Here is an 11868-nt window from a genome sequence, read left to right as displayed (position 1 = left end):
TTTGGAAATCAGATTTTGCAGGCGTCGCCGCAGTCATTATCAGCAATAATTTCCTGCGCTTTCTTGTCTGCATCTTCCAGACGTTCAGCGTTACGCTCTTGCGCTTCTTCCAGTCCATCAAAGACCAGATTATCGAGATCAATTTCCATCATTCACCTGCTCAGGTTCAGCGTTTAACATCACGTTATTATATTGCAAAAATGTTGCTTAACAGCAGCGATTCTTGCTACTTAGCATCGAACGCAATCCGCTGTGCGTATTTATCCGCCAAAATAGCCTATGGTTCGCAATTGCTAAAGAATCGTTGGTTGTAAATACCGCAAAATCCTCGCTCTCTCTACCGTTTTATCTCCACTTTTTCATTAACGTGATGCGCGATCATTTTTAACAAATCTGCGACAAAATCACTATACATATAACTTAATATCTTTTATACATTAATTGTTCAACCCTGCGACTATTCCACAAAAGAGAAAGCAATATGGAACAGACACCTGATAAGAAAAATGATAATTTTCAAAAAGATGGCAAAGAACAGTTCAATCGCTCGATCGGTCTTATTTCAAACTTTGCGTTGGGTTTTACCTACCTGTCGCCGCTTACTGCCGTCTATTCGCTGTTTGCACTGGCCGTAACGCTGGCGGGGCCGCCCGCAGTATGGTGGATTTTAATCGTCGCATGTGGGCAACTTTTGGTGGCATTGGTGTTTGGTGAGGTCGCTTCCCAGTATCCGATAACCGGCGGGCTTTACCCCTGGGCCAGAAGGTTGTGGGGCAAGAAGTATGCGTGGATCGCCGCCTGGATCTACCTGTGGGCGCTGGTGGTCACCATTACGTCGATCGCGGAATATACATCAACGTTTGTTGAATCACTCTTCCACTATGGTCAGACGCCGGCCACGATGTTGGTGACTTCCGTCCTGCTGCTGCTGTTGATGATGGCCGTTAATATGTCCGGGACTAAAAATCTGGCCCGGGTGGCAAAAATTGGCTTCTGGTGTGAAATTGTCAGCGTGATCGCGCTGGGGATTTATCTGCTGATTTTCCACCGTTCACAGCCGTTCTCTGTGATTTTTGACTCGATGGGCGTGCTGGCTCATGACGGCAGCTACTCCACCGCATTTATGTCTGCTGCGCTGATGGGGCTGTTTATGTTCTTTGGCTTTGAGGCCTGCGGTAACGTTGCGGAAGAGGTGCAGAATCCGAGTAAAAAGATCCCGGTGGCGATGATTTTAAGCATCGTATTCGGCGCGATTTCCGCCATTATTTCTGTTATGGGTTATTTGCTGGCTTCACCGAATCTGGTCAGCATCGTGAATGGCAAAACGTCCGATCCGATCCCGGCAATCCTTAATGAAGCTCTGGGCGAAACTGGCGCGACTGTCTTTATCGTCGTCGCAATTATCGCTATGTTGTCGTGCATTTTGTCTCTGCAGGCTGCGTTAAGTCGTCTTATCTTTTCTTTCTCCCGCGACAGAATGCTGCCGGGAAGTGAATGGATGGCCAAAATCTCTAAAAATGGTGTTCCGGATAATGCCATGGTCGTCAGTTGCCTGCTGCCAGTGATCATCTGCGTTTGGGTTTATTTCCAGCCAGATAACCTGTCGCGTATCACCGCGTTTGCTGTTATCGGGATATACATCTCGTTCCAGATGGTTGTGCTGGCCGCGCTGCGTCAGCGTCTGAAAGGCTGGAAACCGGCGGGGGAGTGGACCATTGGCGGTTGGGGCGTAATCGTGAATGTGCTGGCGTTAGCTTACGGATTGTGCGGGATCTGGTTACTGGCGCAACCGGCAGACAGCAGCGACTTCATCGACCGTTGGACGGTCCTGTTCGGCCTGGCGATTGTTGTTGGCTCGGGGCTTATTTATATGTTCCTGACCCGTCCGTTTGGTCGTTCAGCGGCGCCGGAAAACGACGCCATTGCGTACGCCAATAAGCTCAATATGGGGCAGGATAACTAAAAACTAAGGGCCTTCGGGCCCTTAGTTTTGATAGTGATAAAGGATAAAGTAGTCGCTCTGATACACCACGGTACTGTTTGCAGGTGACAGCAATTCACCCACGCGAAAACGTGGCCAACTGGAGAAAATGATCCTGTTTTCCAGATTAGTCAGAATCACATAGTCAGGATGGGCACAGGAAAGCAGTTCGGCTTCTATCTGACTGACCAGCAGATCGACCGCGGCAACACCGAGAAACTGATCGTTGTAGTAGACCGGGACGGCTGACGTTAAGGTATAGGAGATATTGCAAATATAGTCGACGTAGGGACCGTGGATATAGGCTTTGCCTGCCGGAGGAGAATGCTTAAACCACTCAAAGGTTCTGAAATCCAGTCGTTGTTGAGTGGCCTGATCCAAATCCAGATGCGCCTGGCTTAAACCATTATCTTTCTTATACCACCACTCCAGCAACCAGTACTCTTTTGTGGTTGCGGTGCTCTCAATATGGCTGGCGAATCCCGCCCCTGAGCAGTAATGGTTGTTATTGAGCGTGCGCTTGATGTGCTGTTGAACGGTGGATCTGACTGAGGGGTCGAGAACGATCTCGGCTGAGGCCTTTTGTACCCCTGAAATCGCCTCATGGATGCTCCTCGCCAGCGCAACGGTAGAATCTACGGTAGAAACAGTAATATCATCAATTTTACGAATTAATGCGCTTAGGGATGTCGAAGAGCTCATTGTCTGTCCTGCCTTCACTGATTGTCAGTTCGAGTTATATTTCAGCTTTTTTTCAATAAGGTAGTAGGTAAACGTGTCGATGATCTGCGTGGCAAACTGTACTGACTCTGCCTCGTTGTGAGCAGCCAGCGCATCGGCCAGCGCCGAATAAAGCGCGATAATTTCTGCATGAATACTGTCTGTGCGATAAAGTATCGCCACCAGCGATGCCCATTCAGCCTGAACCTGCAGCTCCTGATTGGCCAGTCGCGCTGAATGCGAACTGGCGGCAATCGCCAGCAGACAACGCATATCGGCCTGAGTCATCAGCTCAGGTGAGTTTGCCTTTCTGAGCACCTCGACAAACTCGCGAAATTTGGCGATATCCGCACCGGTCATCCGTCGGGAAGCCAGCCGCGCGCTATGGCTAATAATGGCGCAATGCATTTCACCCAGATCAGACAGATAATCCGTACTGATCGCCTTGAACGGATGCAGGGCGCTATTTTTGCCATCAATATTTTCGCAAACGAAACTCCCACCATTACGACCACGAACCGTATGGATAAGATTATTAGCCCGAAGCGTGTTTAGCGCTTCTCTGATAGTGATATGTGAGACACCCATCATCTTTGCCAAATCAGTTTCGTTGGGGAGCTGTTCTTTTGGCTCCAGCAACCCCGTGATAATGGCATTTGAAAGGCGTTGGACTATCTGGTCTGAACGACTGACCTGCCCGATAGGCGCAAATATGACCGCGTGAGTAATCATAATCTTTTCTGTACTCAATTCCCTGAAACAACGACCATTTTTAACACATGCCCGTCGGGCAAGGAAGGTAAGAATGGCTGAGTTATTTTACATGCCTGGGCGCAACGTCACTGCACAAGCGGATGTGTGTCCCGATAACCTTATGATGAGCTGGGCGTAACGCGTCAGCTGGCAATAAAAAGCCTCATCCTGCAAATGTGAAAATTAAGTTAAAAATGCGAGGCTTATCATAGTGTCAATGTTGCGCATTTGAAAAAATTTTACAATATATATATTACATAAGATTCTTTATGTATTAATTGGCAGGAGACAAACATGAAAACCCTGAAGCATTTTATTAATGGGCACTATGTAGCAGGCAGTAGCGAAGATAGCTTCGAACTGGTGAGTCCGGTTGACGGTGAAACGTACGCAATATCTCCCAACGCTAACGAGGCGGAGGTAGAGCAGGCTTACTCAGCGGCGGAGGCGGCGTTTAGCATCTGGAGAAAATCGACGCCGGCACAGCGGCAAAAGGCGTTATTGCGGCTGGCCGATGAGATTGAACGTAACGTTGAGCGACTGGTAACCGCGCAGAGTCAGGAAACCGGTCAGCTTCGCCATTTTATTGAGAAAGAGGAGATCGCGGCATCTTGCGATGCCATCCGCTTTTTTGCCGGAGCGGCGCGCTGTCTTGAAGGAAAGGCGGCCGGAGAATATTCCTCAGGATTTACTTCAACCATTCGTCGTGAACCGCTGGGTATTGTTGGGCAAGTGACGCCGTGGAACTACCCGTTCATGATGGCGGTGTGGAAGATTGCACCAGCGCTGGCGGCAGGCAACACGGTGGTGCTAAAACCAAGCGACACCACGCCAGTCAGTACGCTGCTGTTGGCTGAACTGGCCGCACCGTTGTTCCCGAGAGGGGCATTTAACGTTGTATTGGGCAAAGCCAGCACTGGTTCGCTGGTGGTTTCAAACCCGAAAGCCTCACTGGTCTCGATTACCGGTTCTGTCCGTGCGGGTTTGCAGGTTGCGGCTTCGGCGGCGGCAAATCTGACCCGAGCACACCTGGAATTGGGCGGGAAAGCGCCCGCAATCGTGTTCGCCGATGCGGATATGGACAAGGCGATTGCGACGATTACCACAGCAGGCTTTTTCAATGCCGGGCAGGATTGCACAGCGGCAACGCGGATTCTGGTAGAGCAATCTATCTACGCTGAGTTTCTGGAAAAACTGATCCAGAAAACAAAAAGTATCAAATATGGGCCGCCAGAAGATCAAAATGCACTGTACGGCGCATTGAATAGCCGGAATCAACTGGAGCAGGTGAAAGGCTTTATTGAGCGTTTACCGGCACATGCAAAAATTGAAACCGGTGGGCGCGCAGGATCTGGTCCAGGCTTCTATTTTGAGCCGACGATCGTCTCCGGTTTGCATCAAAATGATGAAGCTATTCAGCATGAAGTATTTGGCCCGGTAATGACTATTCAGTCGTTTTCTACTGACGAAGAGGTACTACACAAAGCGAATGATGTGGAGTATGGTCTTGCCGCCAGCGTCTGGACCAGTAACCATGGTCGCGCCCAACGCTTCAGCATTGACCTCGATTTTGGCACGGTGTGGATTAACAATCACATTCCTCTGTGTGCCGAGATGCCGCACGGCGGGTTCAAAAAATCGGGGTACGGCAAAGATCTCTCATCTTATTCACTCGAGGAATACACTCGGGTGAAACATATCATGTGCGACATTTCTGAATAGAGAGGGTTACGATGAAAACATTAAAAATCGCGGTGCTTTCATTAATGATGTTCTCGGGCTATAGCCTGGCAGAAAGTACATCGCTGAATACCGTAAAAGAGTATATGGCGGCGTGGAATGCGCATGATGCTTCGCGAGCCGCTCAATTTCTTGCTGATGATGCGGTCTATTATGATGCCGCCGCAGGAGAACCGATAAACGGCAGGGAAAGAGCAGAAAAAGAGGTTATCGGCGCTTTTATTAAGGCGGTTCCAGATCTTAGCTGGAAAATGGTTGGAAAACCCGTCTACGACGAAGATACCGTGGCCTTTCGTTGGGAATTTTCAGGCAAAAATAGTGGTGAATGGGCAGGGAGTCCGCCGACAAATAATCCGATCAAATTTGAAGGCGTCAGCTATATTCATGTTAAAGCAGGAAAAATCACCTGGCAGGGTGATTATTATGATTCTAAAAAACTGGATGAAGAGTTAAAGCCAGTGAAGTAGTCGGTTGTACCCCTTTATAAATAAGAAGGGGTATCTCTCTTATTTGTGTCGTATTAAAGGCAGTGTGTAGCAATAAGGAAAAAAGTTAATGGCAATTACCAGACGTGATTTTCTCAACGGCGTCGCGGTGACTATTGCAGCGGGGCTTACCCCGCTGGAGTGGGTCAGGGCGGCAGGAAAGGGAAACGCATTTATAGATGGAAATTATTATCCTCCTGCGCTGACGGGGCTGCGGGGTAATCATCCTGGATCGTTTGAAATGGCGCATGCGCTAGGCCGCGAGCATAAACATTTTGATTTAAACGCTCTGCCCGTTGAGGAAGAGTACGATCTGGTGATTGTGGGTGGCGGGATTAGCGGGTTAGCTGCCGGTTGTTTTTGGCGTCAAGTTGCCGGGCAAAATAGCCGGATCCTGATCCTCGATAACCATGACGACTTTGGTGGACATGCCAAACGTAATGAATTTACCAGCTCGGGTAAGAAATTACTCGGTTATGGTGGCAGCGAAGCATTCCAGTCACCTGCGCATAATTTCAGCCCTGAAGTACAAAAGTTGATGGAAACCGTGGGCGTCAGCGTCACGCGGTTAAAAGAGAGTTTTGACGTAAACTTCTACCCCGACTGGCAGCTCAGTCGCGGCGTTTTCTTCGACAAGAAGAATTTTGGCGAAACAAAAATCGTCAGCGGCGATCCGGGCCGCGCGGTATCTGATGATATTCCGCCGGACAGGCTCAATGGGCGGAAAATTGAAGACTTTATCAATGATTTTCCGCTAAGTGAGAACGACAGAAAAGCGCTGATCGACCTGCACGTCCGGCCCGGTGATTACCTGCCGGGGATGACGGTCGATGAGAAAATGGAATGGCTGGATACCCACAGCTACAGTGAATTTTTGGCAACAAAAGTTGGTTTGAGCAAAATGGCGCTGCTCTATTTCCAGCAGCGTTCCAACGACTTCTTTGCTATTGGTATTGAAGGTATTTCCTGTAGCGATGCCCGTGCGTGCGCCTTACCCGGCATGGAAGGGATGGGGTTACCGCCGTTGGACGGAGAGTCGCTGGCCGACCTCGAAGAGCCGTATGTTTACCACTTCCCGGACGGTAACGCCGGGTTAGCCCGCCTGTTAGTCAGATATATGCTGCCGGATGCGCTACCGGGCAACACGATGGAAGACTCTGTCCTCGCCAGACTACATTACGAAAAGCTGGATCTGCCGGAAAACACCACGCGCCTTCGCCTGAACAGCACGGTGATTAATGCGGCCAACGTGCAGGATGGCGTGGCGGTGACCTATCTGCGTGACGGTAAAATGCACCGTGTGCGCGGTAAGAACACCATCATGGCAGGCTATAACATGATGATCCCGTATCTGGTGCCTGAGATGCCGGAACAGCAGCAGGCGGATCTTAAACTGAACGTGAAGGCACCGCTGGTGTACACCAACGTGGTGGTCAAAAACTGGCAGGCGTTCAAACAGCTTGGCGTACATGAGTTTTATTCTCCGGCGGCACCTTATAGCAGGGTCAAGCTCGACTACCCGGTCAGTATTGGTGGGTATCAACATCCGGCCTCCCCGGACGATCCGATGGTCATTCATATGGTCTATGTGCCGACCTATCCGGGCAGTAACTTGTCGGCCAGAGAGCAGTTCCGTCTGGGACGAGCCTATTTGCTGGGGACCACTTTTGCCGCGCATGAGGAGATGATTCGCTCCCAGTTGCAGGAGATGTTTGGCTCAACTGGATTTGATAATCAACGCGATATTTCCGCCATTACGGTTAACCGCTGGGCGCATGGCTATGCGTACTACGCCAACTCGCTGTTCGATGATATGGATAAGATGCCAGAAATTATCGAACGGGCGCGTAAGCCAGTCGGTCGCATTGCCATCGCTAACTCCGATTCTGACTGGAGTGCTTATGCCCACACGGCAATCGATCAGGCATGGCGTGCGGTTAATGAACTCAAGGATATGGGGTGATCTATGCGTAATGTAACCATTCTCGCCGCCTGTTTATTTACCGCTTCGGTTTCCGCTGCTGAATCTAACGGTGAATACATCGCGCGAATTTCAGACTGCGTCGCCTGTCACACAGCAGAAGGTGGTGCGGCGATGGCGGGGGGAAAAAAGTTTCCTACTCCGGTGGGGGATATTTATTCGACCAACATTACCCCGGACAAAACGCAGGGTATTGGAAATTATTCTTACGAGGATTTTGAAAAGGCCGTACGGCAGGGGATCGCCAAAGATGGTCATCCGCTCTATCCGGCTATGCCTTATCCCTCCTATGCGAAACTTTCTGACGAGGATGTTAAGGCGCTGTATAGCTATTTTATGCATGACGTCACGCCGTCAGCACAGCCCAATAAAGAGAATGCCATTCCGTGGCTACTCTCCGCCCGCTGGCCGCTGCATATCTGGAACTGGCTGTTTACCGACGCGCCAGTGACGGCTGTAGAGGGCGCGAAAACGGATGATAATGCTGCCCTGGTAAAACGGGGTGCTTATCTGGTGGAAGGCCCCGGACACTGCGGTTCATGCCATACCCCGAGAGGCATGGCGATGAACGAAAAAGCGTATACTAATGCTGATGCCGAATACCTGAGCGGCGCGATGATTGACGGCTGGTATGCACCGTCGCTGCGCGGCACCGGTATGTCTGAGCAGGAGTTAAAATCGCTGTTGCTGACCGGTAAAAGCAAGCATGCCGCGGTTTCAGGTTCGATGGCTGAAGTCGTCACGCAGAGTACACAGTATCTGACCGACGAAGATGCCACGGCGATCGCCCAATATCTGTTGAGCCTGAAAAGTGCGAAGCCTGAAACGGTACGTGCTGCGGCGACTACAGCATCCTGGTCGAATTCACCTGAGGCGGGCAAAGTGACCTATAACCGCTACTGTTCAACTTGTCACGGTCTGGAAGGGAAAGGTACGGATGATAACGCGCCTTCTTTAGTTAACAATCCACTAGTGATGGTTGATGACCCGACACCGCTGTTCAGAGTGATTGCCCACGGCGCAGAAACACCGACAACGCGTGGCAGCGTCTCCTTTAAGATGCCTGCCTACGGTGGCTTGTTAAGCGACAACGAAATGCGCGACGTGATCAACTACGTGCGTAAAAGCTGGGGTGAAGGGAATGGCGAAGTAAGCCAGGAAGACCTGGCTGGCGTTAAAAAAGCGTCACATTAAACAGTTTGCCGGAGAAGGTGCTTGCACCGTTATCCGGCAGTGCTTACACGGTGTTTACCCTGATAATATCCGCGAGTCGGGTAAACGCCGACGTCATTTCATTTTCTTCTATACTGGCAAATCCCAGCAACAGGCCGCTGCGTTTCTCTTCATTCACGTAGTAGCGTGACAGTGGGCGCACCAACAACCCTTGCGCATTCGCCTGTTGGGCAATGACCGCATCATCGCTCCCTGAGGGTAACTGTAAGATCATATGCAGCCCGGCGTTGCTGCTGAAAGAACCAAGAAAATGTTCACCAAGTTGGCGGCTGATAAGCTCTACCAGCATCTGGCGACGACGACTGTATAGCTGACGCATTTTCCGAATGTGTGCCGCGTAATAACCCTCGCGAATAAACTCCGCCAGTGCGGCCTGAATCAACAGATGCCCACCACGATAGAGGTCGTTATGAACCTTTTTCAGCGGAGCGGCTAACGATTTAGGTAGCACGACATACCCGAGTCGCAGTGCGGGATAGAGTGTCTTACTGAATGTCCCGATGTAAATGACCGGTGTCTCTTCTTCCAGCCCCTGCAAAGAGGGAATCGGCTGGCCGGAAAAGCGGAACTCACTGTCGTAATCATCTTCCACTATCCAACTTCGCGTTTCACGTGCGCGAAAGAGAAGTTGCCGGCGGCGGCTCAGACTCATTACCGAACCGAGCGGGTATTGATGTGACGGTGTCACAAAAATAAGTTTTGGCGGTGTTTCACCTGCATCCGGCGGGACCATGCCTTGTTCATCAACCGGGATAGCCGAAAAATTAACGGCATTGATGCGCAGAATATTTTTGATTCCCCAGTAGCCCGGTTCCTCAATCCAGGCGTGATCGCCGGGGTTGCATAAAGTCCGGGTCACCAGATCCAGGGCCTGGTGAATACCTTCAGTAATCAGAATTTGCTCCGGTGAGCACCGTACGCCGCGAGCGGTGCGCAGATAGTCTGCCAGTGCTTCTTTTAGCTCATTCACGCCGCCTGTGGCATCGTAAGTGAGATACTCCGGGCGCAGTCGTCTTGCCAGCCTGTCCTGAATTTTCTTGAGCACCCGGTGCGGGAAATGCTCTACATCAGGTACGCCTGGAATAAATGCCCCCCACTGACGGGGACTGGCGCTGGCATGACCCAGCAGCTCAAGGCAGCGGGCGGATAAGCGGGTGTGATCTTCCAGAGCGGCAGCAACAGGCTCTTTGTCAGGACGCAGGTCGAGATTGTCCAGCACGCTGTCGGTCACAAATGTGCCGCTGCTGGTGCGCGCGGAAATATACCCTTCAGCTTGCAACTGTTCGTACACCCGCAGGACGGTATTGCGCGATAGCGTCAGCTCTCCTGCCAGGTCACGCGACGGAGGCATTCGGGTAGCCGGTTTCAGGCTACCTTCGAGGATGCAACTACAAATGGCGGCATACAGGCGGCGATGTAGTTTTTCGTCAGTCTGCTGATTAAATGCATGCTTGATCACATCTCCGGCAAGTGAACGCATTTGGATCCTTAAAATAAAACGATTTGGCTCTCGATTAAAGTACCAGACGGCGTCTAAATTTAAAGGGTAATTCAACCGAAATGTATTAATGGACAAGGTGTAGAGAATGAAAAATAAAAACCTGCAACAACGTCGTCTGGATGCCACCCCGCGTGGCGTGGGTGTGATGTGTGATTTTTATGCCCAGTCGGCAGAAAACAGCACGATTACCGATATCGAAGGCAATCAGTACATCGATTTTGCCGCCGGGATCGCCGTGCTGAACACCGGACACCGCCATCCTCGCCTGGTGCAGGCAGTCGAAGCGCAACTTCAGGCTTTTACCCATACGGCTTATCAGATTGTCCCGTACGAAAGCTATGTGTCTTTGGCTGAGAAAATCAACGTCGTTGCGCCAATCGACGGCAAGCGTAAAACCACATTCTTCACTACCGGGGCTGAAGCGGTAGAAAACGCGGTGAAAATTGCGCGCGCGCATACCGGCCGTCCTGGCGTTATCGCATTTGGCGGTGGTTTTCACGGGCGTACTTACATGACGATGGCGTTAACCGGCAAGGTGGCACCCTATAAAAAAGGTTTCGGCCCGTTCCCTGGCTCTGTTTACCATGCGCCGTATCCTTCTGAATTGCAGGGCATTTCCACGGCGGATTCCCTAAAAGCGATTGAGCGTCTGTTTAAAGCCGATATCGATCCAACCCAGGTTGCGGCGATTATCTTCGAACCCGTCCAGGGCGAAGGGGGCTTCGTGGTGGCACCGCCAGAATTTGTGGCTGCCATCCGCCGTATTTGCGACGAGCATGGCATCGTGATGATCGCTGATGAAGTACAAAGCGGGTTTGCCCGTACGGGTCAGCTGTTTGCGATGGATCATTACGCCGATAAAGCGGACCTGATGACCATGGCGAAAAGCCTTGCAGGCGGCATGCCGCTGTCAGGCGTCGTGGGCAAAGCCGAAATTATGGATGCGCCTGCGCCGGGTGGTCTGGGGGGAACCTACGCCGGAAACCCGCTGTCGATTGCAGCGGCCCATGCGGTGCTGGATATCATTCGTGATGAGCAGCTATGCCAGCGTGCGGCGGCTCTCGGCGAACAGCTGCGCGCCGCTCTGACAGACGCGCAAGCAGGGTGTCCTGAACTGGCCGAAGTGCGAGGTTTAGGCTCTATGATCGCCGCCGAATTCTGTGATGCAGCGACAGGAGAACCCAACGCTGCTGCCGCACAACGCGTGCAGAAGAAAGCCCTTGAGCAAGGATTACTGCTGCTGACCTGCGGTCAGTATGGCAACGTTATTCGTTTTCTTTACCCGCTGACAATTCCGCAGGATCAGTTCGCCAAAGCGCTCGATATTATCAAAGCAGCAACCAAGTAATTCGTTAGTTGTCATTTACCCAAAGCCGACGGTCGTCATCACCGTCGGCTTTTTTGTTGCCGTGGATTTACCAACCACATGCCGTTATATATTTACATATATATCGATTGGATCTATTCTATTCAT

General features: G+C 51.2%; 10 protein-coding genes. 6 read left to right on the top strand and 4 right to left on the bottom strand.

What is annotated here, in order from left to right:
- Positions 1-8 precede the first annotated feature (8 nt).
- Positions 9-149, bottom strand: coding sequence for a hypothetical protein (locus tag OGY17_RS12720; RefSeq protein ID WP_003832695.1), 141 nt, complete (start codon positions 147-149; stop codon positions 9-11).
- A gap of 332 nt (positions 150-481) precedes the next feature.
- On the opposite strand from OGY17_RS12720, the gene OGY17_RS12715 reads away from it, so the two are divergent.
- Positions 482-1963 (top strand): APC family permease, encoded by a 1482-nt coding sequence (locus OGY17_RS12715; protein WP_003832697.1) that lies wholly within the window; start codon positions 482-484, stop codon positions 1961-1963.
- Positions 1964-1984: 21 nt separating this feature from the next.
- Here OGY17_RS12715 and OGY17_RS12710 read toward each other — a convergent pair whose 3' ends face one another.
- Positions 1985-2683 (bottom strand): cache domain-containing protein, encoded by a 699-nt coding sequence (locus tag OGY17_RS12710; RefSeq protein WP_020996432.1) that lies wholly within the window; start codon positions 2681-2683, stop codon positions 1985-1987.
- Positions 2684-2707: 24 nt separating this feature from the next.
- Positions 2708-3433 (bottom strand): FadR/GntR family transcriptional regulator, encoded by a 726-nt coding sequence (locus tag OGY17_RS12705; protein ID WP_008784630.1) that lies wholly within the window; start codon positions 3431-3433, stop codon positions 2708-2710.
- 315 nt (positions 3434-3748) lie between these two features.
- Between OGY17_RS12705 and OGY17_RS12700 the strand changes: the two genes are divergently transcribed.
- From OGY17_RS12700 to OGY17_RS12685, 4 genes are all read left to right on the top strand, one after another.
- Positions 3749-5176, top strand: a complete 1428-nt coding sequence (locus tag OGY17_RS12700) for a gamma-aminobutyraldehyde dehydrogenase (protein ID WP_008784631.1) — start codon at positions 3749-3751, stop codon at positions 5174-5176.
- Positions 5177-5187: 11 nt separating this feature from the next.
- Entirely contained in the window at positions 5188-5661 is a 474-nt protein-coding gene (locus OGY17_RS12695; protein WP_191214741.1) for an ester cyclase, read from the top strand.
- Between the two features lie 88 nt (positions 5662-5749).
- Entirely contained in the window at positions 5750-7642 is a 1893-nt protein-coding gene (locus OGY17_RS12690) for an NAD(P)-binding protein (RefSeq protein ID WP_008784633.1), read from the top strand.
- Between the two features lie 3 nt (positions 7643-7645).
- Complete coding sequence (locus OGY17_RS12685) at positions 7646-8854, top strand: c-type cytochrome (protein WP_008784634.1); 1209 nt, start codon at positions 7646-7648, stop codon at positions 8852-8854.
- A 43-nt stretch (positions 8855-8897) separates the two neighbouring features.
- Here OGY17_RS12685 and pdxR read toward each other — a convergent pair whose 3' ends face one another.
- A complete protein-coding gene (pdxR, locus tag OGY17_RS12680) occupies positions 8898-10373 on the bottom strand; it encodes a MocR-like pyridoxine biosynthesis transcription factor PdxR (RefSeq protein WP_008784635.1) in 1476 nt (491 codons plus the stop codon).
- A 106-nt stretch (positions 10374-10479) separates the two neighbouring features.
- Between pdxR and puuE the strand changes: the two genes are divergently transcribed.
- Entirely contained in the window at positions 10480-11742 is a 1263-nt protein-coding gene (puuE, locus tag OGY17_RS12675) for a 4-aminobutyrate transaminase (protein ID WP_008784636.1), read from the top strand.
- The last annotated feature ends 126 nt before the right edge of the window (positions 11743-11868 follow it).

Origin of the sequence: Citrobacter sp. Cpo126 (assembly GCF_030332445.1) — a bacterium.
Classification (GTDB): Bacteria; Pseudomonadota; Gammaproteobacteria; order Enterobacterales; family Enterobacteriaceae; genus Citrobacter; species Citrobacter portucalensis.
The sequence above is the reverse complement of the archived record's forward strand: the minus strand, read 5'-3'. Positions and strand labels throughout refer to the sequence as shown.